Source organism: Streptomyces sp. NPDC059247 (genome assembly GCF_042754005.1).
GTDB lineage: Bacteria > Actinomycetota > Actinomycetes > Streptomycetales > Streptomycetaceae > Streptomyces.
This window is the reverse complement of the sequence record NZ_JBHYZW010000001.1, coordinates 110,597-136,086: the sequence shown is the minus strand read 5'-3', so window position 1 is coordinate 136,086 and position 25,490 is coordinate 110,597. Positions and strand designations below refer to the sequence as shown.

23 protein-coding genes are annotated in these 25,490 nt (G+C 73.7%); 9 read left to right on the top strand and 14 right to left on the bottom strand.

Annotated elements, in window-relative coordinates; genetic code table 11:
• Positions 1-143 precede the first annotated feature (143 nt).
• Entirely contained in the window at positions 144-2,375 is a 2,232-nt protein-coding gene (locus tag ACFXGN_RS00595) for an FG-GAP-like repeat-containing protein (protein WP_384851539.1), read from the top strand.
• Between the two features lie 421 nt (positions 2,376-2,796).
• Here the strand turns inward: ACFXGN_RS00595 and ACFXGN_RS00590 are convergent, their stop codons facing one another.
• Both ACFXGN_RS00590 and ACFXGN_RS00585 read right to left on the bottom strand, forming a co-directional pair.
• A complete protein-coding gene (locus tag ACFXGN_RS00590) occupies positions 2,797-3,576 on the bottom strand; it encodes a hypothetical protein (RefSeq protein WP_384851537.1) in 780 nt (259 codons plus the stop codon).
• A 385-nt stretch (positions 3,577-3,961) separates the two neighbouring features.
• Positions 3,962-4,696: an alpha/beta fold hydrolase gene (locus ACFXGN_RS00585; RefSeq protein WP_384851535.1), complete on the bottom strand. Its 735-nt coding sequence runs from the start codon at positions 4,694-4,696 to the stop codon at positions 3,962-3,964.
• Between the two features lie 82 nt (positions 4,697-4,778).
• Here ACFXGN_RS00585 and ACFXGN_RS00580 point away from each other — a divergent pair, with 82 nt between their 5' ends.
• The gene (locus ACFXGN_RS00580; protein ID WP_384851533.1) at positions 4,779-5,753 is read left to right on the top strand and encodes a helix-turn-helix transcriptional regulator; all 975 of its coding nucleotides are present in this window, start codon (positions 4,779-4,781) and stop codon (positions 5,751-5,753) included.
• A gap of 140 nt (positions 5,754-5,893) precedes the next feature.
• Here the strand turns inward: ACFXGN_RS00580 and ACFXGN_RS00575 are convergent, their stop codons facing one another.
• The 3 genes from ACFXGN_RS00575 to ACFXGN_RS00565 are packed head-to-tail and all read right to left on the bottom strand — an operon-like array spanning position 5,894 to position 8,964.
• Positions 5,894-7,072 carry a cytochrome P450 gene (locus tag ACFXGN_RS00575; protein ID WP_384851531.1) on the bottom strand — a complete coding sequence of 393 codons (1,179 nt, stop codon included), beginning with the start codon at positions 7,070-7,072 and terminating at the stop codon, positions 5,894-5,896.
• 9 nt (positions 7,073-7,081) lie between these two features.
• Positions 7,082-7,759 (bottom strand): response regulator, encoded by a 678-nt coding sequence (locus tag ACFXGN_RS00570; RefSeq protein WP_384851529.1) that lies wholly within the window; start codon positions 7,757-7,759, stop codon positions 7,082-7,084.
• Complete coding sequence (locus ACFXGN_RS00565; protein WP_384851527.1) at positions 7,756-8,964, bottom strand: sensor histidine kinase; 1,209 nt, start codon at positions 8,962-8,964, stop codon at positions 7,756-7,758. Before ACFXGN_RS00565 ends, ACFXGN_RS00570 begins: the two co-directional genes overlap by 4 nt.
• Before the next feature lie 144 nt (positions 8,965-9,108).
• Here ACFXGN_RS00565 and ACFXGN_RS00560 point away from each other — a divergent pair, with 144 nt between their 5' ends.
• Entirely contained in the window at positions 9,109-9,330 is a 222-nt protein-coding gene (locus ACFXGN_RS00560) for a hypothetical protein (RefSeq protein WP_384851525.1), read from the top strand.
• 102 nt (positions 9,331-9,432) lie between these two features.
• Here ACFXGN_RS00560 and ACFXGN_RS00555 read toward each other — a convergent pair whose 3' ends face one another.
• The 3 genes from ACFXGN_RS00555 to ACFXGN_RS00545 all read right to left on the bottom strand — a co-directional run bounded on the left by ACFXGN_RS00555 (position 9,433) and on the right by ACFXGN_RS00545 (position 11,572).
• Complete coding sequence (locus ACFXGN_RS00555) at positions 9,433-9,786, bottom strand: hypothetical protein (protein ID WP_384851523.1); 354 nt, start codon at positions 9,784-9,786, stop codon at positions 9,433-9,435.
• A gap of 11 nt (positions 9,787-9,797) precedes the next feature.
• Complete coding sequence (locus ACFXGN_RS00550; protein WP_384851521.1) at positions 9,798-10,733, bottom strand: DMT family transporter; 936 nt, start codon at positions 10,731-10,733, stop codon at positions 9,798-9,800.
• Between the two features lie 230 nt (positions 10,734-10,963).
• Positions 10,964-11,572: a dihydrofolate reductase family protein gene (locus tag ACFXGN_RS00545; protein WP_384851519.1), complete on the bottom strand. Its 609-nt coding sequence runs from the start codon at positions 11,570-11,572 to the stop codon at positions 10,964-10,966.
• Positions 11,573-11,817: 245 nt separating this feature from the next.
• Here ACFXGN_RS00545 and ACFXGN_RS00540 point away from each other — a divergent pair, with 245 nt between their 5' ends.
• Entirely contained in the window at positions 11,818-12,558 is a 741-nt protein-coding gene (locus tag ACFXGN_RS00540; protein WP_384851517.1) for an SDR family NAD(P)-dependent oxidoreductase, read from the top strand.
• A 238-nt stretch (positions 12,559-12,796) separates the two neighbouring features.
• On the opposite strand, the gene alc is transcribed toward ACFXGN_RS00540, so the two are convergent.
• Positions 12,797-13,912 (bottom strand): allantoicase, encoded by a 1,116-nt coding sequence (gene alc, locus ACFXGN_RS00535; protein WP_384851515.1) that lies wholly within the window; start codon positions 13,910-13,912, stop codon positions 12,797-12,799.
• 1 nt (position 13,913) lies between these two features.
• Entirely contained in the window at positions 13,914-15,248 is a 1,335-nt protein-coding gene (gene allB, locus ACFXGN_RS00530; RefSeq protein WP_384853063.1) for an allantoinase AllB, read from the bottom strand.
• Positions 15,249-15,589: 341 nt separating this feature from the next.
• Between allB and ACFXGN_RS00525 the strand changes: the two genes are divergently transcribed.
• Positions 15,590-16,396 (top strand): IclR family transcriptional regulator, encoded by an 807-nt coding sequence (locus ACFXGN_RS00525; RefSeq protein ID WP_384851513.1) that lies wholly within the window; start codon positions 15,590-15,592, stop codon positions 16,394-16,396.
• A 233-nt stretch (positions 16,397-16,629) separates the two neighbouring features.
• Here ACFXGN_RS00525 and ACFXGN_RS00520 read toward each other — a convergent pair whose 3' ends face one another.
• Both ACFXGN_RS00520 and ACFXGN_RS00515 read right to left on the bottom strand, forming a co-directional pair.
• Positions 16,630-17,310: an ABC transporter ATP-binding protein gene (locus tag ACFXGN_RS00520; protein WP_384851511.1), complete on the bottom strand. Its 681-nt coding sequence runs from the start codon at positions 17,308-17,310 to the stop codon at positions 16,630-16,632.
• A complete protein-coding gene (locus ACFXGN_RS00515) occupies positions 17,307-18,386 on the bottom strand; it encodes an ABC transporter permease (RefSeq protein ID WP_384851509.1) in 1,080 nt (359 codons plus the stop codon). The genes ACFXGN_RS00520 and ACFXGN_RS00515 overlap by 4 nt, the downstream gene beginning before the upstream one ends.
• Before the next feature lie 112 nt (positions 18,387-18,498).
• On the opposite strand from ACFXGN_RS00515, the gene ACFXGN_RS00510 reads away from it, so the two are divergent.
• Positions 18,499-19,827, top strand: coding sequence for a sensor histidine kinase (locus ACFXGN_RS00510; RefSeq protein ID WP_384851507.1), 1,329 nt, complete (start codon positions 18,499-18,501; stop codon positions 19,825-19,827).
• Positions 19,824-20,450: a response regulator gene (locus ACFXGN_RS00505; protein ID WP_384851505.1), complete on the top strand. Its 627-nt coding sequence runs from the start codon at positions 19,824-19,826 to the stop codon at positions 20,448-20,450. The genes ACFXGN_RS00510 and ACFXGN_RS00505 overlap by 4 nt, the downstream gene beginning before the upstream one ends.
• A gap of 41 nt (positions 20,451-20,491) precedes the next feature.
• Here ACFXGN_RS00505 and ACFXGN_RS00500 read toward each other — a convergent pair whose 3' ends face one another.
• Positions 20,492-20,830: a DUF5955 family protein gene (locus tag ACFXGN_RS00500; RefSeq protein ID WP_384851503.1), complete on the bottom strand. Its 339-nt coding sequence runs from the start codon at positions 20,828-20,830 to the stop codon at positions 20,492-20,494.
• Positions 20,831-21,028: 198 nt separating this feature from the next.
• Between ACFXGN_RS00500 and ACFXGN_RS00495 the strand changes: the two genes are divergently transcribed.
• Both ACFXGN_RS00495 and aceB read left to right on the top strand, forming a co-directional pair.
• Positions 21,029-21,664: an NTP transferase domain-containing protein gene (locus tag ACFXGN_RS00495; RefSeq protein ID WP_384851501.1), complete on the top strand. Its 636-nt coding sequence runs from the start codon at positions 21,029-21,031 to the stop codon at positions 21,662-21,664.
• Positions 21,665-21,890: 226 nt separating this feature from the next.
• Positions 21,891-23,513: a malate synthase A gene (gene aceB / locus ACFXGN_RS00490; protein WP_384851499.1), complete on the top strand. Its 1,623-nt coding sequence runs from the start codon at positions 21,891-21,893 to the stop codon at positions 23,511-23,513.
• A 125-nt stretch (positions 23,514-23,638) separates the two neighbouring features.
• Here the strand turns inward: aceB and ACFXGN_RS00485 are convergent, their stop codons facing one another.
• On the bottom strand, positions 23,639-25,423 hold the full coding sequence (locus ACFXGN_RS00485; protein WP_384851497.1) for a hypothetical protein: 1,785 nt from the start codon (positions 25,421-25,423) through the stop codon (positions 23,639-23,641).
• Positions 25,424-25,490 lie beyond the last annotated feature (67 nt).

Sequence of the window (25,490 nt, the reverse complement as noted above, 5' to 3'; positions counted from 1 at the left end):
CCGCAGGCCCAGCGTTCGGCCCCGCACGCACCCGGTTCGAAAAATCGCGCTCGGCTCGTACAACCACCGGCTCCCTTCGCGGGTCTGACCGGACGTTCGCGCCGCACGCGAACACCGGTTCTCCTGTTCTCGAAGGAACTGCCTTGTCTTCTGCCTTCACCAACCGGCGTCGTTTCGGCGCCTGTGTGGCCACCGTTCTCGCCGTGACCGTCGGTGCCGGGGCCCTGACCGTGCCCGAGGCCGTGGCGGCGCCCGCCACCACCGAGGCCTTCGGCGCGGCAGTCGTCCCCGGTGCTGCCGATGCGGCCGTCCTGCCGGCGGGGGCGGAGATCGTCAGCGTGGGTGACACCGGCTACCTCACCAGCCGCCGCGACGTGACGAGGGGCTCGGTTCTGGAGTGGCACCGTTCCGCCGATGGTTCGGTCGTTCCCGTGGGCGCCGGCCTGGTCGGTGTGAGCAGCGTGTCGGACACGGTCGTGGTCCGCGACGGCGACAAGGTCGCCCTCTGGGACATGACGGCGGCCACCCCCACCCCCGTGACGGTCGACATCGCGGCCGAGTTCCGTCCCGGAGCCTCGGTGGTCGGCGCGGTCGGCTCGTACCTGTACGTGAAGGTCCCCACCACCGGCGACTACCACCAGTTGTGGCAGTTGTCCCCGAACACGGACGGCACCACGACGAAGTCGGAGGTCGTCGGTGGCGACTACGGTCTGGACTTCAAGGTGGCGTTCTCCACCGGTTACGACCTGCTCCTCTTCGGCTCCCAGCGACAGTTCTCCGGCCCGACCTACTCCACGAACCACTGGATGAGCCGTACCAATGTCAAGGGCGCTACGTGGACGGAACGATGGGACACCGGGCTCTGGACGCCGTCGTCCACCGGGACGTTCACGGCCGACTACACGGCGTCGGTACAGCAGTGGAGCGGTGCGACGGTCCTGGTCGTCGACGGGCCGTACGCCCACCGCCGGTACACCATGGACGCCTCGCAGGCCGGAACCGTGATCGCGGGGATCAGCGGGCACACCCTTCTCTACGGTGTCCCCGGCAAGGCCGACGACCAGCTCCTGACGCCTCTCTACGCCCGCAACATCAAAACGGACGCCGCCGCGTACCCGCTCCTGGAGGACTTCTCCAGCGTCGCCCACGCCCCCGACGGCAGCATCCTGGTCCGCGGTTCCAGCGCCGGACACGAAGGCCTGTTCCGGATTACCGACAGCGGGTCCGCCCGCCCGGAACTCACCCTCGTCGCCGACACGGGCCGGATCCCCGCGGTGAAGATCACCGGATCGAAGGCGCCGACCGCGGTGGACCTGGAGAAGCCGGGTACCAGCCTGCCGATGGAATGGACCCTGTCGCACACCCGGGCCACCGTGGAGCTCACGCTCGCCCACACGGCGAGCGGCCGCACCCTGACCAGGACCCTGGACGCCCCCGCCTCCGGCGCCACCTTCCGGTTCGCGTGGGACGGCCTCCTGGACGGCTCCTCCGCTCCCAACGGCGCCTACACGTGGCAGGTCGCCGCCAAGACGCCCGAGGCGGCGATTCCAGCCACCGCCATGGGTGGGTTCACGGTCACCCGGGCCGCGAACCCGCACGACTACAACGACAACGGCTCCACCGACCTCCTCGCCCGCGACTCATCCGGGGTCCTGTGGCGTCAGGACCTGCACGACTGGCCGTCCGCCACCGGCCAGGTCACCCCCGCCAAGCGCACCCGGGTCGGCGCCGGCTGGCAGACCTACCAGCAGATCGAGGCCGTCGGTGACTTCGCGGGCACCGCACCCGGCGACGTCCTCGGCCGCGACGCCGCGGGCGCACTGTGGCTGTACACCGGCAAGGGCGACGGCACCTTCACCACGCGCGCCAAGGTCGGCACCGGCTGGCAGATCTACGACAAGCTCACCGGCGGCAGCGACCTGACCGGCGACAACCGATCCGACCTCGTCGCCGTCGACACCACCGGAACCGCCTGGCTCTACCGGGGCACCGGCAGCGCGAGCGCCCCGTACGCGGCCCGCGTCAAGATCGGTGCCGGTTGGAAGGACTACGACCAGATCACCGCGCTCGGCAACATCGCCGGGACCTCGGCGGGAGACCTCGTCGCCCGGGACAAGGCCGGTGTCCTCTGGCTCCACCAGGGCAACGGCAAGGGCGGGTTCGCCACCCGCGTGAAGATCGGAGCGGGCTGGAACGCCTTCACCCAGCTCGTCGGCGCCGGCGACGTGACCGGCGACGGCCGACCCGACCTGATCGCCTACGGCAAGACCGGCACCTCCGTCTACCGCTCCACCGGTACCACCACCGCCCCCTTCACCCGCCAGACCACCCCCCTCTTCACCGGCGAAGGCACCACCTTCAACTCCCTCGCCTGACCCACGGCCGGGGGGGGGGGGGGGGCCCGGCGCCCCCCCCCCCCCCCCGGGCCCCCCGCCCCCCCCCGCCCCCCCCCCCGGCGCGCCCCCCCCCCCCCCCGCCCGCCCCCCCCCCCCCCCCGGGGGGGGGGCGGGGCCCCCCCCCCCCCCCCCCCCGGCTCCAGCAGGGGCCCGTACCCACCGTTCCACGGATCGGCGAGTACGGGCCCCTCACCGCGCTCAGGCCCCCCTCAGCCACACCTTCGACCGCGAGACCCACAAGCAGCGCAACACCGATGCCATGTCCTGTGACGGCTTTGACGCATGGCTGGCACCACGGTGGCACCGGCCGCCGCGCGTCACTGGCTCCGGACACCGTCCCGGTCTCAGACTGCCCACGTCGAGCGGTCTCCGCGGCATCACCGGCATCACGGGTTCATGTTCAGTGGCCGGGGTGGAGCCCGGAGCCCGGGTGCAGGACGATCGCGGTGGCGTCGTCACGGTAGCCGGTCCCGTCGGCGGCCGCGGCGGCGACCAGGGCCTCGGCGAGGGCCTGCGGATCGTCCTGGTGCTGATGGACGAGGGCTTCCATCACGTCGGCCAGGACCTGGTCGTGGATGCCGTCGGAGGTCAGGATCACGAGTTGTCCGGCCGGGATCAGGACCTTGCTCGCGGTCTCGGGGACGACCTCGGCGAGTGACCCCTTGAGGCGCGAGCGGAACCCCGCGGCGATCTCCTCGGCGACTCCGGCTTCGAGGAGGTAGGTGGCGACGGTCTGGTCCACGGTGTACGCGGTGAGGCGGACGCCGTCCCAGCCGCTGGCACGGCTGTCGCCGGTCCAGCAGATGGTGGTGGGGCTGCCGGGCCGGGCGTGGGCGACCACGGCGACGGCGTTCGGCCGGGCGCCGTCCACGTCCGCGGTGGACATCATGCCGCCCCCGGTGAGCAGACCGGCGGGGGCTCCGCTGACGGCGGCGATCCGCGCTGCGGTCACCGCGACGTGCGGGACCAGCGTGTGCAGGGCGTCCGAGTGGCCGATGCCGTCGACGACCGCCGCACCGACGGACAGATCAGCCGTGGTGAAGTGAGCCGCCGCGTCCGCGCTGGTTCCGTACGTCCCTGTCCGTGTCGCATAACCGATCAGGATACGGCTGCCGCCTCCGGCCGACGGCGGATTCGTGGAACCGGTGGCGGAGGGGGAGATCCTGGCGGGTGTCGGCACGGCTGCTCCTGAGAATGTGGTCAGCGGGAATGTCCTACGTGGACTGAATGGCCCTGGACTGAACGACCCGTGGGCTGAACGGCCTGAGTATCTCCCACCTGGCACTCCAACCGGATTCCGCTCTCCGGACCGGTTCCTCGGCAGGGCGGCGGGAACCCCGCGGTCCACGGCGCCGAGGTCAAGGAGCGCCGTCGGAACCGGTCAGCCGGACTCGATGACCGGCCGGGTGTCTGTGACGGCGGTCGGCGAGCAGAGCGACGACCGGATCGGCCGCCGCAGAGGCACTCGGCCGGTCACGAACACAGCGCGCGAGCCGTACGACGGCCAAGAGCCCGTCCTGGTTCTCGCGGAAGCCGTCCGGAATCGAGCCCCGCACCCGGCTCGGTCAGGAGACGGCCCCGTGGAGGATGCAGGCGAGGGCGGCGGGGGCCGACAGCATCGGCCAGTGCCCGGTGGCCAGGTCGAAGCGCCGCCACGGCGCGTGGTCGAGGAAGGCGAGCATCGGCACCCCACCGTCCAGCAGGCCCTGGAAGTCGTGGCAGGCGACCAGGACACGGTCCACCCCGGGGCCGGGTTCGGCCGGGCCTGCGAGGCGCTGGGTATAGGTGCCGAACGGCTGGGAGGTGGCACGTGCGCGCAGAACGTCCCGCCGGTCCTCATCGAGCCCGTCGAGGCTGCTGGACAGGCCCAGGACCTCGAACGGCGGCATCGGCAGCCGCCAGCCGTCGCCGTGGGCCGCGACCTGCTCGCCCAGCTGGTCCGCCACCTCCGGCGGCATGAGGTCGAGCATCCGCATGTCCTCGGCGAACGGTGCGCTGTCCACGTAGACCACGCGCTCCAGCCGGTCGCCGAGCCGCCCGGCCGCCCCGGTGACGGGGGCGGCCCCGTAGCTGTGGGCGACCAGGGTGACCTCGCGCAGATCGTTCTTCTCGACGAAGCCGGTGATGTCCGCGATGTGCGCGTCCAGGTCCGTCCGGGGCCCGCCCTCTGCGGCGCGCTCGGCCAGGCCGGTCAGTGTCAGCGGCAGCGCCGTGTGGCTGTGCTCCCGCAGCGCGTCGGCGGTGTCTTTCCAGGCCCACGCGCCGAGCCAGGCGCCGGGAACGAGTACGAAGGTAGCCATGTCTGATCTCCCTGAAGTGAGGTGCTGCGGGGAGCGTAGAGTCGATACAGGACAGAATCAGCCCTGAAATGTCGAGTGATCCATGTCGCATCCCCTGACCCGTGTGCTGACCCTGCTGGAACTGCTCCAGTCGAACGCCGGACTCACCGGGACGGAGCTGGCCGACCGGCTGGGCACCGACGTCCGCACGGTCCGCCGGTACATCGCCCACCTGCGCGACCTGGGCATCCCCGTGGAGGCCGAGCGCGGCCGCCACGGCGGCTACCGCCTGGCCCGCGGCTACCGGATGCCGCCCCTGGTCCTCACCAACGACGAGGCCCTCGCCGTCGTCCTCGGACTCCTCGCGGCCGAACGGATCGGGATGGGCACGACGGTACTGGCCGGCGCGGGCGCCCGGGCCAAGATCGAGAGGGTGCTTTCACAGGCCCTGCGGGAGCCGCTCACCGCCATGCGGGAGACTCTGTCCTTCACCACCGACGCCGTGAGCGCGCAGGCACCCGGGAGCGGTGTCCTGCTCGCCCTGGCCCAGGCCTCGCACACCAGAACGACCGTCGGCATCACCTACCGGTCCTGGCGGCAGACCCGGACCGAGCGCGACATCGACCCCTACGGCGTGGTCTTCCACACCGGCCGCTGGTATCTCGTCGGCCACGACCACCTCCGGGACGACCTACGGACCTTCCGCATCGACCGCGTCACCTCCGCCACCCCCCGCCCGTGGACCTTCACGACCCCTGACGGCTTCGACCCGGTCGCCCACCTCACCGCGGCCCTCGCCCAGGTGCCCTACCGCTGGCAGGTCGAGGTGACCGTCCACGGCCCCCTCGACGAGATCGCCCGAAGGCTGCCGCGCACGGCTGTCACCCTCACCGCCCGACCCGTCGGCGTGCTGATGCGGGCACGGGCGGAACGCCTCGACGGCATGGCGCACCTGCTCGCCTCTCTCGAGTGGCCCTTCACCATCCACGGCCCCGACGAACTCCGCCAAGCCCTCAAGGACCTGGCAGGTCGACTCGCCGCCGCCGCCGAACGACAACCGGAAGCCCCGTCGCGGTAGATGGACGGATCTACCGCGACAGGGCCTCTGTCATCGGATCGGCGCCAACGCGATGGCCTCGCGTGATGGACCCCACCGGCGGGCGGTCCGGTGGGCACCCCTGAGGGGGCCGTCACCGGTCCTGGCCCCCCGGGGCGTGGTCACCAGCGGACCGGGAGGTGTCGGACGCCTCTGAGGAGGAGGCCGGGGATCCATTCCCAGGGGGCGGCCTCCGGGTCGAGCTCCAGGTCGGGGAAGCGGTCCAGGAGCGTTCTGAGGGCGATGCGGCCCTCCAGGCGGGCCAGCGGGGCGCCCAGGCAGTAGTGGATGCCGTGCCCGAAGGCGAGGTGGCCCTTGGTCTCCCGGCGGATGTCGAAGCGGTCGGGGTCCGGGAAGCGGTCCGGGTCGCGGTCGAGGGCTCCGATGCCGACCAGGACGTACTGTCCGGCGGGGATCTCCCGGCCGCCGATGACGACGGGCTCGCGGGTGAAGCGGAAGGTGCTGGTCTCCACCGGCCCGTCGTACCGCAGGGACTCCTCGATCGTGGCGTCGAGGAGCGCCGGGTCGGCGCGCAGGGCGGCGAGCTGCTCGGGGTGGGTGAGCAGGTTGCGGACGGTGTTGGCGATCAGGTTGACGGTGGTCTCGTGCCCGGCGATGAGCAACAGATAGGCCATGGCCCGTAGTTCGGGCAGGGAGAGCCGGTCGCCGTCCTCGGCGCGGGCGGCGATGAGACCGGAGAGCAGGTCGTCGGCGGGTCCGGCGGCGCGCTTGTCCTCGATGAGTTCGTCGAGGTATCCGGCGAACCCCTTCATGGCGGTCTCCGCGTCGCGCTCGTCGGTCGGGGTGACCAGTTCGTTGGACCAGCGGCGGAAGGTGTCGCGGTCCTCCACGGGCACGCCGAGGAGTTCGCAGATGACGATGATCGGCAGCGGGTAGGCGAAGGCGTCGACGAGGTCGGCGCGCCCCGAGGGCTCCATCGCGTCGGCCAGTTCCGAGGCGAGGCGTTCGACGCGGGGGCGCAGGGCCTCCACGCGGCGGGCGGTGAACTCGCCGGTGACGAGGCGGCGCAGCCGGGTGTGGTCGGGGGCGTCCGCGCCGAGGAGGTGGACGCCGATGACGTCCTCCTCCGGCGGCCGTACGCCGATCACGGACGGGGACTTGGCGAGCCGGGGATCGGCGAGCGCGGCCCGCCCCTCCTCGTGGCCGACGACCAGCCAGAACTGGAAGCCGTCGGGGACCCGCACTTCGTGGACGGGTCCGGCTTCGCGGAGCTTCGCGTAGAAGGGGTACGGGTTCGCGGTGAAGTCCGCGCCGTACTCCCCCAGTTCGATGACGGACATCGCTCCACCCTACGGGGTGCCGCCCCGTTCCCCGTCGAGGAGCTCCGCGTCGTGGACGAGCAGGGCGATCTGGACACGGTTGTTGAGGCCGAGTTTGGCGAGCGCCCGGGAGACATGGGTCTTGACGGTGGGGACGCTCATGTACAGCTCGGCGGCGATCTCGGCGTTGGACAGGCCCCGGCCGACGGCGACGGCCACTTCCCTCTCCCGGTCGGCGAGTTCGGCGAGGCGCCCGGCCGCGGCGGCTTTCGGGGACCGCTCGGGCCGTCCCGAGACATGGGTCATGAGCTGGCGCGTGACCGCGGGGGAGAGCACGGGGTCGCCCGCGGCGACCCGGCGGACGGCGGCGACGATCTCGGCGGGCGGGGTGTCCTTGAGGACGAATCCGGCGGCGCCCGCGCGCAGCGCGCGGAGCACCTGCTCGTCCGCGTGGAAGGTGGTGAGGACGACGACCTCGGGGGCGCCGGGCCGGGCGCGCAGGAGTTCGGTGGCGGTGAGTCCGTCGACCTGCGGCATCCGGATGTCCATGAGGACGACATCGGGGGCGTACCGGGAGACGAGTGCGGGGACCTCGTGGCCGTCGGCGCCCTCGCCGACGATCTCCAGGTCCTCGGCGCCGCCGAGCATGAGGGTGAGGCCCGCGCGGACCAGGGGGTCGTCGTCGACGATGAGCAGCCTGATGGTCATGGGGGCCACGGTAGCCAGGCGCGGAGGGAGAAACCGCCGCCGGGGGCGGGGCCGTGCTCCAGTCGGCCGCCGACGAGGGCGGCGCGTTCGGTGAGGCCGATGAGTCCCTGCCCCGAGCCGGGGACGTGCGGGACGGGTCCGGCGGGCGCCGGGTTGCGGACGTCCACGGTGAGTCCTTCGCCGGGGCGTCCGCGCACGGTGACGGTGACGGTGGTGCCGGGGGCGTGCTTGCGGGCGTTGGTGAGGGCCTCCTGGGCGATGCGGTAGACGGTGCGGCCGGTGGCGGCGGGCACGGCGGCGGGGTCGTCGACGGTGGTGTCGAGGACGACGTCCGCCCCGGCTTCCCTGGACTCGTCGATCAGCGCGCCGAGGGTGGCGAGGGTGGGCTGGGGGCGGTGGCCGTCGCCGTCGTCGGGGGCGCGCAGCACGCCGATGATCTCGCGGAGGTCCTGGAGGGCTTCGTGGGCGCTGTCGCGGATGACTCCGGCGGCGCGGGCGACCTGTTCGGGCGGGGCGTCGGGGCGGAACTCCAGGGCTCCGGCGTGCACGCTGAGCAGGGTCAGCCGGTGGGCGAGGACGTCGTGCATCTCGCGGGCGATGGCCTCGCGGGCGAGCCGCTGGGCCTGTTCGGCGCGGAGTCCGGCCTCGGCCTCGGCCCGGCGGGCGCGTTCCCTGAGGGCCTCGACGAGCAGGCGGCGGGAGCGGACGAGCATCCCCCAGGCGGTGACGAGGAGGATGAGGACGAAGCTGAGGGCGAGGGCGAAGCCGACGTTGATGGTGGGATCGGGCCGGACGAAGACCTGGGCGGCGGAGGCGGCGGTGGCGAGCGCCCCGATCCAGGCGACCTCCCGGAAGGGGCGTCGCACCGCGACGCTGAAGAGGGCCGCGAGGACCGCTCCGGCGGCGACCGGTGCGACGACGCTGAGCAGGCTGAGGCCGACGGCGAGGCCGACGGGCCAGCGGCGGCGCAGCCAGAGGGCGCAGCAGGCGGCGGCTCCGACGAGCTGGTCCAGGAGGGTGACGACCTCGCTGGTGTACTGCGCGCTGGAGTCGGCGGCGACGAGGCCGAAGAAGGCCGCCAGGAGGAAGAGCGCGGTGTCCACGATCCAGTCGCGGACGGTACGGCGGGGCCGGGGCGCCCCGCTCCCGCCCGGTGCGACCAGGTGGGAGGGGAACAGCCAGCGCTGCCGGTCCGTACGTGTCATAGCGGCAATGTATGCGGCCGGGGATCCGGTGCCGGGCACGAGCGGCGGGGACGCTACCGAAGTCGCGGAAGTCGGTACTTCGGTAGCGGTGCCGTGGACGGGAGACGGACGCGGGCGTTCCCCCGGCCGGGTCATGATCACCACATGAAGCGATTCCTTGAGGTCACCGGTTTCCTGCTCGCGGCCTTCGGCGCCGCCGGGGTGGTGCGCGAGCTGACGGACGGCTGGTTCCGTTTCATGGGCGCGACGCGGTTCCTGACCGAGAACGTGGGGTTCCTCCAGGGCCGGGAGCTGTTCGCCAACATCGTGATCGTGGTCCTCGGCGTGGTCCTGATGATCGTGTCGGACCGGGTGCGGAAGTCCTGACGGACCGGGACGGGGTCCGCGGGACCACGCCGAGGACCCGGCGGGCCCCGGTCCGGGGTCTGCCGGATCGCGTACGGAAGCCCGCCGGGCCCGGTCCTGGGGTCAGGTGCTCGCCGAGTCGAGCCGGGTCACCTCGGCGAGGTGCTCGGACATGCGGTGGGAGACCGATCCGGTGGTCCAGAGGACCGCGCCGATCACCGCGAAGGGCACGGAGCCGCCCGCGAGTCCGACGAGCAGCGGCCAGTCGCGTTCCTCGACGCAGCTCTCGTCGTGGACGAAGGAGCTGGTGAGGAGCGCGGGGCAGGGACTGCTGCCGTCCTCGGGCCCGTACGGGGTGAGGAGGAGCACCCCGAGCCAGACCCAGCCGAGGGCGGCGACGGCGAGCAGCCCGAGCCCCCAGCCCTGGGTGCGGCGGGCGCGGGCGCGGAAGGCGTTGTCGTACGGAAGTGAACGCATGGCCGCAGAACCTACCCGGCGGCGGAGTCCGCGGCCCGGCGGCCCCAGGTGGTGCCCGCCAGCACGAGGAGCGCGCCCGCGAGGCCGAGGACGCCGGGGCGGTCACCGGCGACGGCGATGCCCAGGGCAGCGGCCCACAGCGGCTCGGTGCCGAGGAGCAGGCTGACCCGGGACGGGGAGGTGCGGCGGACCGCCCACATCTGCACGAAGAAGGCGAAGAGGGTGCAGAAGACGGAGAGGAAGAGCAGTCCGGCCCATTCGCGCGGGCCGAAGTCCAGGGCGACCGTCCAGGGTGCGGCGCCGGTGCCGGGGAAGGCCGCGATGACGGCGAAGACGGCGACGGCGGCGCCGAGCTGCACGGTGGTGAGGGAGAGCGAGTCGGCCGAGCGGACCGCCTTGATCCGGGACATGGCGAGCACGTGGACGGTACGGGCGAGCGCGGCGAGGAGCATGAGCAGGTCGCCGGTGGAGGGCGCGGTGAAGCCGCCGCCCTGGGTGAGGAGCACGACGCCGGTGACGGAGAGCGCGGCGGCGCCGAGGAAGGCGCGGGGCGGCCTGATCCGGGTCACGGCGGCTTCGGCGAGCGGGGTGAAGATCATGGTGAGGCTGATGATCAGGCCCGCGTTGGTGGCGGAGGTGTGGACGACTCCGTAGGTCTCCAGGAGGAAGATCCCGCCGAGGATCAGTCCCAGGGTGGCGGCGCCCCGCCACTGGGGCGCGGTGAGCGCCCGGAGCCTGCTCCATCCGGCGACGACCAGGACGGGCAGCACGACCGCGAACCGCAGCACGAGGACCGCGATGACGGTGTGGCTGGTGGTGATGCCCTTGGCGGAGAGGTAGCTGGCGCCCCAGACGACGGCGACGACCAGGACGGGCAGGTCGGTGAGCCAGGCCCGGCGCGGGGCGCCGAGCGGCAGGGGGGTGGCGAAGGAGGACGAAGCTGCCATCTCGGGCCGGTCTCCAACTCATCGGGAGGGGTGGAGACTTCTGCGGCTCGCACTCGGAGCGATCACAGTACCGGGGGCGGCGTGTGGTGACTACACCCTTCTGCCGCCCCCGGTCCGGGGCTGCCGGATCGTGATCGTCGGACGGCCGGGGACCCCCACCGGATGCCGGACGGCCGTCGACCGTCCGGCGTCCGGCATCCGGCATCGGCTCGAAAGCCGCCGCGCTCGCTTCAGAAGCTGCCGTACGAGGGGCGGCCCTCGCGTGCGTACGTGAGGAGGACGACGCCCGTGCTGGTGACGCTCGTCTCCGTGGTCCGGAAGGCGGTGGGGCGGACGCCGTCGGAGAAGAGGCGGCGGCCCGAGCCGAGGACCACCGGCAGGACGGCCAGGTGGAGGGTGTCGATGAGGTCGTGGTCGAGGAGGGTCCGGGCGAGTCCGGCGCTGCCGTGCATCTGGATCTCGCCGTCGGTGCGCTCCTTGAGGGCGGCGACCTCCGCGACGGCGTCGCCGCGCAGCAGGGTGGTGCCGGACCAGTCGGCGGAGTCGAGGGTCGTGGTGGCGACGTACTTGGGGAGGGCGTTGAGCTTGGCGGCGATCGGGTCGGCGGGGTCGGTGCGCCCCGGCCAGTACCCGGCGAAGATCTCGTAGGTGTGCCGCCCGAGGAGGAAGGCGGTCGGCCGGGCGAAGATCCCGGTGATGAACCGGCCGAAGTCCTCGTCGTCGTAGGGCACGGACCAGCCGCCGTGCGCGAAGCCGCCGCTGGCGTCCTCCTCCGGACCGCCGGGGGCCTGGTGCACGCCGTCGAGGGTGAGGAACTGGGTGAGGCTGAGCGTGGCCATGGTGGCGCCTTTCGAATCGGTCCCGTACTTCTCATCCCTTACGACCGGTGGAACCGGCGGAAGTCATCGGCGTCCGCCCCTCCGGCTCTCGTCCTCCCCCTCCGACCCTCGTCCGGCCCTCCAGCCTTCGTCCGTCCCCTCCAGTCTTCGGGTCGGCGTCCGATACCCGCCAGCGCTCCGGGGCCCGGAGGCATTTCATTGAACCCGCAACCACTTCTGGCTTTTTCTTCCACGGAGGTTTCGGGATGTCCACGATGAACGGAACGGCGGTCCTGGTGACGGGCGGCAGCAGGGGGATCGGCGCGGCCACCGCCGTCCGGCTGGCCCGGGAGGGCGCCGACGTCGCCTTCACCTACGTCCGGGACGAGGCGGGTGCCGAGAAGGTCGCCGCGCGGATCGAGGCGGCCGGTCGCCGGGCGCTGCCCCTGCGGGCGGACGCGGCCGACGCCGGGGACGCGGCGGGCGCGGTCGGCTGGGCGGTGGACGCGCTGGGCCGTCTCGACGTGCTGGTGAACAACGCGGGCGTCGGGGTCCTGGGCCCGCTGGAGTCCCTGTCGCTCGCGGACGTGGACCGGGTCCTCGCGGTGAACGTCCGGGCGGTCTTCCTCGCCTCGCAGGCGGCGGCCACGCATCTGCCCGAGGGCGGGCGGATCGTCACGGTCGGCAGTTGCATGGCCCTGCGGGTGCCGGGGCCGGGCGGGAGCCTGTACGCGATGAGCAAGGCGGCGCTGACCGGTCTGACGAAGGCGCTGGCGCGGGACCTCGGCGGGCGCGGCATCACCGCGAACCTGGTCCACCCGGGTCCGGTGGACACCGACATGAACCCGGCGGACGGACCGTACGCGGACGGCCAGCGGGCCCTGACGGCCCTCGGCCGCTTCGGCACCCCGGAGGAGGTGGCCGCGATGGTGGCGTTCCTGGCGGGGCCCGAGGGCCGGTACGTGACGGGCGCGGAGTTCTCGGTGGACGGGGGACACGCGGCCTGAGGCCGGATCGGGCCGAGGCGGGCCCGGTCTCGGGGTGGCCCCGGGGCCGGGCCTCGCCTCGGGACGGGGCCCGGCGGGTCAGCCCGGATGGGCCGGGCCTCCCTCGCCCCGACCGACGACCGACGGCCAACGGCCAACGGCCAACGACCCACGTCGGAGCCGGGGCTCCCCCACCCGGACCGACAACCTACGACCGGCGACCGGCATCGGAGCCGGGCCCCGGAAGAAGGGAGGAAGGTCAGCCGCCCAGTTCCCGGTGGCGGGCGACGAGCCGGGCCGTACCGGCGTCGGTGAGGGAGCCGAAGAGGCGGAGGCGCGAGATGCCGCCGTCCGGGTAGATGTCGACGCGGACGCGCGAGCCGACCGCAGGGACGTCGAGGACGAAGCGGTGGTTGGTGTCGGGCTGGAGGCGGGTCCGGGGCAGGATCTCCGTCCAGTCCTCGGAGTCCCGGGCCGCGACCGAGAGCGCGGCCCAGCCGGCGCTGTTGCCCTTGAGGTAGGCGGTGTCGATCTCGACGGCGCGGATCTCGGACTCGGCGGCGAGCTGGTAGCGGATCCAGTCGTTGCCCTTGTCGCGGCGGCGGCGGGTCTCCCAGCCGTCGTCCATCTTGCGGGAGCGGCCGGGCTGGATGGTGTTGGTCGCCGGGGAGTAGAAGCGGTCGGAGGCGTCCTCGACCTGGCCGCCGTTCTCCAGGGCCGCGAGGTCGAAGGTGCCGAGGACGCCGAGCCAGACCGGGTCGGGGACGACTTCGCCGTACACACGGAGGCGGGCGATGCCGCCGTCGGGGTGCTGGTTGACGCGCAGGTGGGTGAAGCGCCGTGCGGCGTCGACGGCGAAGCCGTTGGCCGCGTGGCCGCCGACGGCGGTGCGGGGGACGAGGGTCGTCCACTCGACGTCGTCGGCGAGGAGTTCCTCGGGGGACGGCGAGCCGGGCAGCGAGGTGGCTTCGACGGAGACGGCCTGCGGGTAGTTGCCCCGGAAGTGGGCGGTGTCGACGAGGACGCCCCGGACGATCCCGGGGGCGCCGAGCCGGACGAGGGCCCAGTCGTGGTCGTCGTCGGCGGGGTGCGGCTCCACGGCGGAGACGCCCCGGCGGCGACGGGTCTCCCAGCCGTCCATGATCTTGCCCTTGTGGCCGAAGTGTTCGGGGTCGAACTCGGCGGCCCCGGGCTTCAGCAGGTTCTCGCGCTCGGCGAAGAACTCGTCGTTGGCGGCCACCACGCCCGCGCCGAGGCGGCGGTCGGCGAGGTCGGCGTACCGGGTGAAGGGGAAGTCGGCGGTGCGGTAGTCGGCGTAGGGGTCGCCGCCGCCGTAGGGGCTTGCGTCACCGGTGAAGGCGGGTATCGCGGACACGTCAGGTGGTCCTTTCGAGGAGGCGGCCGGTGGGCTCGGCGAGGGTGCCGCGGTGGGCGATCCGCTCGCCGCGCAGCCAGGTGGAGGTGACGACGCCGCTGAGGGACCTGCCCGCGTAGGCGGTGACGCGGTTGCGGTGCTGGAGTCCGGCGGGGTCGACGGTGAAGGTGGCGTCCGGGTCGAGGACGGCGAAGTCGGCGTCGCGTCCGGGCACTATGCCGCCCTTGCGGTGGAGTCCGGCGAGCCGGGCGGGGCCCTCGGACATCCAGCGCGCGATGTCCTCCAGGGTGTGGCCCCGGCGGCGGGCCTCGGTCCAGATGGCGGGCAGGCCGAGCTGGAGGGAGGAGATGCCGCCCCACGCGGACGCGAAGTCGGGCGTCTTCAGGTCGGCGGTGGAGGGCGAGTGGTCGGAGACGACGCAGTCGATCGTGCCGTCCGCGAGGCCCTGCCAGAGCGCGTCCTGGTTGGCGGCCTCGCGGATGGGCGGGCAGCACTTGAACTCGGTCGCGCCGTCCGGTACCTCCTCGGCGGTGAGGGTGAGGAAGTGAGGGCAGGACTCGACGGTGATCTTGACGCCCTCGGCCTTGGCGGCGGCGATCAGCGGCAGCGCGTCGGCGGAGGAGAGGTGCAGGACGTGGACGCGGGCGTCCAGCCTGCGGGCCTGGTCGACCAGGTTCCCTATCGCGGTGTTCTCGGCGTCCCGGGGCCGCGAGGCGAGGAAGTCGGCGTAGGCGGGACCGGGCCGCTGGGGCGCGGCGGCGAGGTGGTGCGGGTCCTCGGCGTGCACGATCATCAGGCCGCCGAAGCCGGAGACCTCGGCGAGCGAGGTGGCGAGGCGCTCCTGGTCGAGTTCGGGGAACTCCTCCACGCCGGAGGGCGAGAGGAAGCACTTGAAGCCGAAGACCCCGGCGTCGTGCAGCGGGCGCAGGTCCTTGACGTTGTCGGGCAGGGCGCCGCCCCAGAAGCCGACGTCGACGTGGGCCTTGGCGCGGGCGACCTCCCGCTTGACGCGCAGGTTGGCGACGGTGGTCGTGGGCGGCAGCGAGTTGAGGGGCATGTCGAGCAGGGTGGTGATGCCGCCCGCGGCGGCGGCGCGGGTGGCCGTCCAGAAGCCTTCCCACTCGGTGCGGCCGGGGTCGTTCACATGCACGTGGGTGTCGACGAGACCGGGCAGGACCACGTCGTCGCCGACGTCTTCCAGCCGGGCGCCGGGGGGCGTCTCGGCGTCGTACGGCAGCACAGCCGCGATCGTCCCTCCGGAGACGGCGATCGACGCCGGGCGCGTCCCCTCGGGAGTGATGACGCGTGTCGAGCGCAGGACCAGGTCGACGTCCACCCGTACCCCTTCTTCCAGTGCTTCGGCGGAATCCGCCACCAGGGAATTCAACGAACTGTTGAAGGAGTCTTCACTTACCGACGACATGCCGTCAAGGGCACGCCTCCACCGCCGGGCCCACCGGGACCCCGCTTGGGCGTTTCCACGAAGTGGAATGTAAATTTCGTAAAGTAGAACGTAGCTCCGCACATGCGGGACCGCCCCGGACCGCCCCGGACCGTCGGCCACACCGGACAAACACCCCTTGACCGGCGCGGACGCCGACCCCGGGACCGTGTGCCCCGGCCGGGGGCGCCCGGTAGGCTGCTGCCTTGCCCGCCTGCCCCGAAAGGACCGTTGACGTGCCGACGTCCAGCGCCAGCACCACCGACGCCGCCAAGCCCGCCGCGAGCGGGGGCGTCCAGTCCCTTGAGCGTGCCTTCGACCTTCTGGAGCGGATGGCCGACGCCGGTGGCGAGGTCGGGCTGAGCGAGCTCTCCGTCAGCAGCGGGCTGCCGCTGCCCACCATCCACCGGCTGATGCGCACCCTGGTCGCCTGCGGCTATGTGCGCCAGCAGCCCAACCGGCGGTACGCGCTCGGCCCCCGGCTCATCCGGCTCGGCGAGTCCGCCTCCCGCCTCCTCGGGACCTGGGCCCGCCCCTATCTGGCGCGGCTCGTCGAGGAGACCGGCGAGACGGCCAACATGGCGCTGCTCGACGGGGACGAGATCGTGTACGTGGCGCAGGTGCCGTCCAAGCACTCCATGCGCATGTTCACCGAGGTCGGCCGACGGGTGCTGCCGCACTCGACCGGCGTCGGCAAGGCGCTGCTCGCGCACACCCCGGCGGAGGAGGTCCGCGCGCTGCTGGCCCGTACCGGTATGCCCGCCGCGACGGAGAAGACCATCACCACGCCGGACGGCTTCCTGGACGCGCTCGTCGTGGTCCGCGAGACCGGCTACGCGGTCGACGACAACGAGCAGGAGATAGGGGTCCGCTGCCTCGCGGTGCCGGTGCCGGACTCCCCCACCGCGGCGGCCATCTCGATCTCGGGCCCGGCGGGCCGGGTGACCGAGGAGGCCACGGAGAAGATCGTCCCGATCCTCCAGCAGGTCGCCCGCGAGCTGTCGGCGGCCCTGGCGAACACCTCGGGCGGCACGGGAGCCTGACACGCCGGTACGGCTCCGAACCGCACCGCCCCGGCCCGAGACGGCCCCGCACCTCCCCGAACCGCCCGGGACTCCCCGACCGAAGGCCCGACGCCCGGCCGGGTCCGGCGCGGGGCGCGCACGGCTCGGGCGGGCGAACGACGCGATCCCCGACCGGTGCGACCGAGTGACCGGCATCAGGCGTTGACCGGTATCGGGCGGTGACGGGTACGGGGATCGGGCGGCGAGGGCTGTCAGGCCGTGACGGGTTCGGTCAGGCGGCCGTCCTGGACGGTCACCACGCGGTCCGCGCGGGCGAGGTGCGTACGGTCGTGGGTGACGAGCACGGTCGCCGTGCCGCGCTCCCCCGTCAGGCCCGCGAGCAGTTCCACCACCGCCTCGCCGCGCTCGTGGTCGAGCGCGCTGGTCGGTTCGTCGACGAGGAGCACCGAGGGCTCGTTCATCAGGGCCCGCGCGATGTTGACGCGCTGCCGCTGGCCGCCGGACAGCTGGTGCGGACGGCGGCCCGCGAGATCGGCGAGACCCACCGCGTCCAGCAGTCCGAGGGCCCGGCTCCGCGCCTCCTTGGGCGAGCGGCCGGACAGATGGGCCATGACCTGGAGCTGTTCGACCGCCGTCAGGGAGGGCAGCAGATTGGGCTGCTGGAAGACGATCCCGATCCGCTCCCGCCGCAGCGCCGCCCGCCCGGCGGCGTCCAGCGTCGCCGTGTCCGTACCGGCGACCTCGACCCGGCCCCGGTCCGGGGTCACCAGGGTGGCGGCGACGGCGAGCAGGCTGGACTTGCCGGAGCCGGAGGGTCCGACGACGGCCGTGAGCGTCCCGGCGGGGACGTCGAGGGAGACGGCGTCGAGGGCGGTCAGCCGCCCGTCGCCGTCGGGGTAGGTGAGGGTGACGGCGTCGAGGACGAGGCTCATCGGGCGCTCCCGAGGGCGGTGAGGGGGTCGACGGCGGTGATCCGCCGGATGGACAGGGCGGCGCCGAGGACGCCGAGCAGCACGAGCACGGCGGCGGGCCCGAGGACGGTGAGCGGTTCGAGGACGAACGGCACGTTCCCGCCGCTGACCAGCGCGCCGATGCCGACGGCGAGCGCGGTGCCGAGGAGCGTCCCGGCGGTCAGCATGAGGACGGCCTGCCCGAGGGCGTCCCTGAGGAGGTACGGGGTGGAGGCCCCGAGCGCCTTGAGGACGGCGACGTCGCCGCTGCGCTGGATGGTCCAGACGGTGAAGAAGGCCCCTATGACCAGCGCGGAGATGGCGAAGAGGAAGCCGCGCATGAGCTGGAGCGAGCCGTTCTCGGCCTGGTAGGAGCCGATGGCGGTGAGGGCTCCGTCGAGGGTCCGCGCCTCGGTGCCGAGGTCCTTGTCCCCGGCCGCCCAGTCGGTCCCGGCGGTCCCGCCGAGTGCGACGACGGTGGCCTGCTCCTCCGGGCCCGTACCGCTGTGGCCGAACTTCTGCCAGTCGTCGAGGGACGTCCAGACGACCGGGGTGTGGCTGTACGAGGCGTCGCCCGCGACGGCCGCGACGGTCAGCTCCAGGGGGCCGAGCCGGACGGCGTCGCCCGCCGAGACGCCCAGTTCCTCGGCTGCCGACAGGGACAGGACGGCCTTGCCGGGGCCCACGGTGCCGGGCGCGAGTCCCGCTCCCGGCTCGGAGCCGAAGGCGGAGACGGCGGCGGTGCGGTCCCCGGCGGCGGCGTTGAGCGTACGGATGCCGAGGGGCGCGGCGGAGGTCACTCCGGGCCGCTCCGCCCACGCCCGCCACTGCCGCTCGGTCACCGTCGAGTTGGTGAACGAGGCGGACTGCCCGGACGGCGGCGCGGCGAAGGCGAGCCGGTCGGCGGGCAGGCCGGTGATCGCGGAGATGTTCTCCCGCGCGAGCCCGGCGGTCAGCCCCGACAGCAATCCGACGAGCAGGGTGATCAGCACGATCACCGTGCCCATGAGGGCGAATCGCCCCTTGGCGAACCTGAGGTCTCTCCATGCCACGAACATGCTCACCAGGGTGGTCCCGGAGGTGCGGCGGGGGCATCGCGCCCCGGATGGCTCCGCGATCAAACTTTTGGTTGAGCCCGGATTGTCCGGCCCCGCCTACGCTGGGGGGACCATGCATCCGCGTTCCCTCACCCCCGCCCCGTTCGTCCTGCGGCTCTGCCTGCATCTGCTGATGGCGGGCCTTCTCGTGCTGGCCGCGGTCCGCGCGCAATCGGCGGCGGGGACGGTGGCGGCGGCGGTGACGGGGGCGGTCTACGCGGCCGGTTCGCACCTCGGGCCGGTACGGACCTCGCAGCGGGCGGCGGCCGGGTGGCTGGCGGTCCTGGGCGCGTCCTGGCTGGTCATGCTCTGGCTGACGCCGGAGGCGCTCTGGGTGGCGTTCCCGCTGTACTTCCTCCAGCTGCACCTGCTGCCCGCGCGCTGGTCGCTGCCCTCGGTGGCGCTGACGGCGGGCGCGGCGATCCTCTCGTACGTGGGGCACGGCGCCCCGCTCAATCCGGGCGTGTTCATCGGGCCGCTGCTGGGCGGGGCGGTCGCGGTGGCGACGGTCCTCGGCTACCAGGCGCTGTACCGGGAGAGCGAGCGGCGGCGGCGGCTCATCGAGGAGCTGCTGGCGACCCGGGCGGAGCTGGCCTCGGCGGAGCGGCACGCGGGGACGCTCGCCGAGCGGGAGCGGCTGGCCCGGGAGATCCACGACACGCTGGCGCAGGGCCTCTCCTCGATCCAGCTGCTGCTGCGCGCGGCGGAGCGGACGCTGCCGCCCGGTTCCCCGGCGGCGGGGCACATCGAGCGGGCGCGGCGGGCGGCGCAGGACAATCTGGCGGAGGCCCGGCGCTTCGTCCGCGCGCTGTCGCCGCCGGACCTGGAGCACGGCTCCCTGGCGGCGGCCCTCGAACGATTGTGCGACGGGGTGGGGCCGTACGGGACGGACTGGGGGGCGGACGGGACGGAAGCGCTCCCGGGGCCGTACGGGACGGGCGCGGGGCCCTCGGCGCGGACGGCGGACGCTTCGGCCTCGGGCGCCTCGCCCGGCTCCGGGCCCGGTCCCGGCCCGGGTCCCGCCTCCGGGGCCGGTCCGGCCGCCGGGCCCCGGGTCCGGTTCTCGGTGAGCGGTACGCCCGTCGAGCTGCCCACGCCCTACGAGGTGGCGCTGCTGCGGATCGCGCAGTCGGCGCTCGGGAACACCGTGCGGCACGCCGCCGCCTCACGGGCCGAGATCACCCTGTCGTTCATGGACTCCTCCGTGACCCTGGACGTGGTCGACGACGGCGTGGGCTTCGACCCGGGGGCCGTGCGCCCCTCGTCCGACGGGGGGTTCGGGCTCCCGGCGATGCGGTCGCGCGCGGAGTCCCTCGGCGGCGCGTTCACCGTCGAGTCGGCGCCCGGCCAGGGCACGGCCGTCGCCGTCTCCCTCCCCCTTCCCGCTGGAGCACTCGTATGACCATCCGTCTTCTTCTCGCCGACGACCATCCGGTGGTACGGGCCGGGCTGCGCGCGGTCCTCGACACGGAGCCGGACTTCGCGGTCGTCGGCGAGGCGGCGACCGCCGAGCGCGCGGTGGAGCTGGCCGCCGCCGGGGGCGTGGACGTGGTCCTGATGGACCTGCAGTTCGGCGCGGGGATGCACGGTTCGGAGGCGACCGCGGCGATCACCGCGGTGCCGGGCGGGCCGAAGGTGCTGGTGCTCACGACGTACGACACGGACGCGGACATCCTGGCGGCGGTGGAGGCGGGCGCCTCGGGCTACCTCCTGAAGGACGCGCCGCCGGAGGAGCTGGCGGCGGCGGTGCGGACGGCGGCGGCCGGGCAGTCGGCGCTGGCCCCGGCGGTGGCGCACCGGCTGATGGACCGGATGCGGACCCCGGCGGAGGCGCTGACCAAGCGGGAGCTGGAGGTGCTCCAACTGGTCGGCGAGGGGCTGTCGAACCAGCAGATCAGCAAGGCGCTGTTCCTGAGCCAGGCGACGGTGAAGTCGCATCTGGTGCATGTGTTCGCGAAGCTGGGCGTGGACTCCCGGACGGCGGCGGTGGCGGCGGCGACGGCACGGCGGCTGATCAGACGGTAGGGCGCGGCACGGGGCCGCTCCGGGCCCCTGCGGGACGGGCCTCAGGTCCCGGCTCGGCCCGTCGGGCCGGTCGGGGGCGGGCCGAAGAGCTCCACCGCCCGGCGGACCCCCGCGAGGCCCCCGGCGAGGGCGCTGACGGAGCCGACGGAACCGGCGACGAGCAGCAGGGAGCGGCGCAGCCGCCGTACCTCGGGGGCGCCGCTGAGCGCCATCGCGTCGAGCGCGGCGAGTTCCTCTTCGGCGATGCCCCGGTCGGCGAACTCCAGCCGGTTGACGGCCAGTTCGCGGCGGAGCCGGGACACGGCGGACCGCAGTTCGGCCACCCTGGGGTCCACGCCCTCGCCGGTCACTCGCCTCTTCTGCCCCACGCTTCGCAACATGGTTCTCCCCCTCGCGCCGTTCCGTGCGCGGAACTCACCGCCCGAACTGTCCGGGCGCCCCGGACGAGCCCCTCGGACAACGGTCGGGCACCGGGGGGCGCGGGGGCCAGTTAACTCCTTCGCGCGCCCGGCGCACCACCCTCCGCGGGGGTGATTCGGGCGGGGGCCGCGTTCTGCCTGATGAGGTATGCAGTTCCCATGAGAACCACGACAACCACGCATGACCGAACGGCTGGACGAGCCCCCGTGGTCGCGGGTCTGCTGCTCGCCGCCGGGGGCGGGCGGCGGCTCGGCGGGCGGCCGAAGGCCCTCCTTCCGCACCGGGGCCGACCGCTGGTGGAGCACGCGGCGGGGGCGCTGCGGGCGGCGGGCTGCGAGGTGGTCCATGTGGTCCTGGGCGCCTCCGCCGGGGCCGTACGGGAGCGGGCGGAGCTGCCGGGGTGCGTGCTCGTGGACAACCCGGAGTGGGCCGAGGGCATGGGTTCCTCGCTGCGGGCGGGGCTCGCCTCGCTGGCGGCCGATCCGCGCGGGGTGGACGCGGCGCTCGTGCTCCTGGTCGACCAGCCGGGGATCGGGGCGGCGGCGGTGGCCCGGGTCCTCGGGGCGTACGCGGGGCGGGGGACGCTGGCGGCGGCCTCGTACGACGGGGTGCGGGGGCATCCGGTGCTGTTCGGGGCGGAGCACTGGGCCGGGATCGCCGAGCGCGCGGTGGGCGACCGGGGGGCGCGGGACTATCTGGCGGCGCACCGGGACGAGATCGCCCGGGTGGACTGTTCGGGGGTGGCCGAGCCGTACGACATCGACACGGAGGCGGACCTGGCGCACCTGGAGTGAGCGGCCCGGCACCGCGCGCCACGTTGTGTCGATCCTGAGAATCTCGACATCAACAAACGATTGAACTTCCACCATGAGGAAACTAGTATCCACTGATCAGAAGCGCCTGCCGGTCCGGGAGGCGCTCGCGGCCGTATCCCGGCGCCGGTGGCACTCCGTGCCATCCCGTGACGCCCGACGGCCGCCAGGCACCGCCCGTGAAGTCCGCTGAAGGAAGTGACAGTTCATGTCCGCACCAGCGCCGTCCCCCCTGGCCGTCGTCGATGCCGAGCCCCTGCCGCGTCAGGAAGAGGTGCTCACCGAGGCCGCCCTGGCCTTCGTCGCCGAACTGCACCGGCGGTTCACCCCGCGCCGGAACGAGCTGCTCGCCCGCCGGGCCGAGCGCCGCGCCGAGATCGCCCGCACGTCCACCCTGGACTTCCTGCCGGAGACCGCCGCGATCCGCGCCGACGACTCCTGGAAGGTCGCACCGGCCCCGGCCGCCCTGAACGACCGCCGGGTCGAGATCACCGGCCCGACCGACCGCAAGATGACGATCAACGCGCTCAACTCCGGCGCCCGCGTCTGGCTCGCCGACTTCGAGGACGCCTCGGCGCCGACCTGGGAGAACGTGGTCCTGGGCCAGCTCAACCTGATCGACGCGTACACCCGGAAGATCGACTTCACGGACCCCCGCTCGGGCAGGTCGTACGCCCTCAGGCCCGCCGGGGAGCTGGCCACGGTCGTCATGCGGCCACGCGGCTGGCACCTGGACGAGCGCCACCTCGTCCTCGACTGGAGCCCGGTGCCCGGCGCGCTCGTCGACTTCGGCCTGTACTTCTTCCACAACGCCCGGCGGCTGGTGGACCTCGGCAAGGGCCCGTACTTCTACCTGCCGAAGACGGAGTCGCACCTGGAGGCCCGCCTCTGGAACGAGATCTTCGTCTTCGCCCAGGACCACGTCGGCCTCCCGCAGGGCACCGTCCGCGCCACGGTCCTCATCGAGACCATCACGGCCGCGTACGAGATGGAGGAGATCCTCTACGAACTCCGCGACCACGCGGCGGGGCTGAACGCGGGCCGCTGGGACTACCTCTTCTCCATCGTCAAGAACTTCCGTGACGGCGGTGCCAAGTTCGTCCTGCCGGACCGCAACGCGGTCACGATGACGGCGCCGTTCATGCGCGCGTACACCGAACTCCTCGTCCGCACCTGCCACAAGCGCGGCGCGCACGCGATCGGCGGCATGGCCGCCTTCATCCCGTCCCGCCGGGACGCCGAGGTCAACAAGGTCGCCTTCGAGAAGGTCAAGGCCGACAAGGACCGCGAGGCGGGCGACGGCTTCGACGGCTCCTGGGTCGCCCACCCCGACCTGGTCCCGATCGCCATGGCCTCCTTCGACGCGGTGCTCGGCGAGAAGCCGAACCAGAAGGACCGGCTCCGCGAGGACGTGTCCGTCGCCGCGGGCGACCTCATCGCCATCGACTCCCTCGACGCGAGGCCCACCTACGACGGTCTGCGCAACGCCGTCCAGGTCGGCGTCCGTTACATCGAGGCGTGGCTGCGCGGTCTCGGCGCGGTCGCCATCTTCAACCTGATGGAGGACGCGGCCACCGCCGAGATCTCGCGCTCGCAGATCTGGCAGTGGATCAACGCGGGCGTCGTCTTCGAGAACGGCGAGCCCGCCACCCCGGAGCTGGCCCGCCGGGTCGCCGCCGAGGAACTCGCCGCGATCCGCGCGGAGATCGGCGAGGAGGCCTTCGCGGCGGGCCGGTGGCAGCAGGCCCACGACCTGCTGCTGCGCGTCTCGCTCGACACGGACTACGTGGACTTCCTGACGCTGCCCGCGTACGAGCAACTGGTCGGCTGACCCGTACCCGTACACGTATCGGTACGGCCGACCGGTCGGCCACGGCCTCTCGGCGCGACGGCCCCGCCCCCGGCGAACGCACGGTTCCGGGGCGGGGCCGTCGCGCGTGCACCAGTACGCGGGGCTCAGGGCGGGGTCAGACCCAAGGGTCCGAGGACGCGCGCGGTCTCGTGCGGGTCCGCCGCCGCCATCGCCCGCAGCAGCGCCGCCGAACCGCCCGGCCAGTCGGCCGCCGCCGTGTCGAAGGCGGTACGGCGGGACTCCAGCGGCCCCTTCTTCGCCGGGAGCCGGTCCAGGACGAACAGCGCCCGCGCCGAGGTCCGCACCCGGAGCGGGTCGTCGGGCTCGTCGCGCGCCCGCAGGGCCCGGTGGACGTACGCGCCGATCACGGGGTCGGAGACGGCGTCCCGCAAGGCGTCCGGCGGGACGTTCCGGGTGTCCAGGACGCCGAACAGACCACGGACCGCGGCGGCTCCGGAGGTTCCGGCGTGGACCGTGCCGAGGGCGCCGAGCAGCGCCGCCCAGGCGTCGGCGGTGTCCCCGCGCGCGTGCGGCCAGTCCGCGAGCACCCGTGCGGCGACGCAGCCGGGCCAGCCCGTGGCGGCGGCCACCACGGCGGGCGCGGACCAGGTCCTCACCTCGGCGGCATCCGGGGCGGCCACTCCCCGCACCCTCAGCAGATAGCGCACGGCGCCCGCACCGCGCGGAGTGAGCCCGAAGGCGTCCCCGGCGCGGAAGACGAGGCCGGTGGCGGCGAGCCGGTCGAGGACCCGGGCGAGATCACGGGCGGGCCGCTCCAGCCGGGTCCGGTCCGCCTCGGTCGGCCCGACGGCGCCGAGGAGCCGCGCCAGTTCCGGCAGCGGCGGGAGCTCGTACGCGCCCGGCGCCCCCTCCGGCACGGGGACGGGCAGGTCCTCCAGATCGGGATCGACCGTCCAGTCCTCGTACTCGGCGGCCTTGCGGGCGACGGACTCCGCCGCGCAGCCCCGCCGGTAGACCACGTACAGCAGATGCGGCGCCTCGCCTCCGTAGGGCTCGAACTCCTCCTCGGACAGCTCCTCGACGGCGCCGACGAGGGCGTCGGCGTCCGCCTCGACCGGCCCGGACTCGATCGCGGGCGGCGGGGGCGCGGGGACGGCGGGATCGCCGTGGTCGTCGAGGTGCTCGTCGAGCAGCACATCGGCCAGGACGAGGTGCGGGAAGTCGTCGGGTCCCGGCGCGAAGCGCGCGTACGGCCCGGAGAGCTGCTCCGCGAGCCCGGCGGCGGTCCACCGGTCCAGGAGCCCGCCCGCCACCCGCCCGATGCCGGTGGCGACGGCGTGGTCGGTGAGCAGCGGACCGGCGGCGGGCGGGGTCTCGGCGTCCCTCACGTACGCGCGGGTGAGCGCCTCCGAGAGGAGGATGTCCGCGAGGGCCGTCCGCCCCATGAGGTCGGCGCGGTGCACGCCGTCGGGGAGCGGGGCGCCGTCGAGCGCGGCGAGTCTGCGCCGGACGTCCTCGGGGTCGCGGAGGTCGGCGCCGCAGGTGCGGAGCAGGGAGGCGTACCAGCGGTGCCAGGTGAGGTTGCCGGGGTCGGTCATGGCCCGTTCGAAGTCGGCGGCGGACTCCCGGAGCACGGCGGCGACCGGCTCGCCCGTGCCGTCGAACCGGGCGGCGAGCCGGGTGAGGACGGCGAGGTAGGCGGCGAGGTCGCCGGGCGGGGCGTACACGAACGTCGGGAGGTCCTCCACGAGCAGCTGCCGCACCAGAGCGGGCGTCGGCTCGGGGACCCCGCTCCCCCGGTCGGCGCCCCGGAGAGCGAGCAGTCCGAGGACCGCCTCGGCGGCTCGGGTGAAGACGGGATCGCGGTGCTCGGCGGTTCCGTCGAGGAAACTGTCGAGCCCCAGGTTGGTGAGAACGGTCTCGGCCACGCTTCCCAGAGTAGTTCGAAGGGGGACGGATCGGACGCAGGGCGTCCTGGGCGGCGGGGCGGCGACC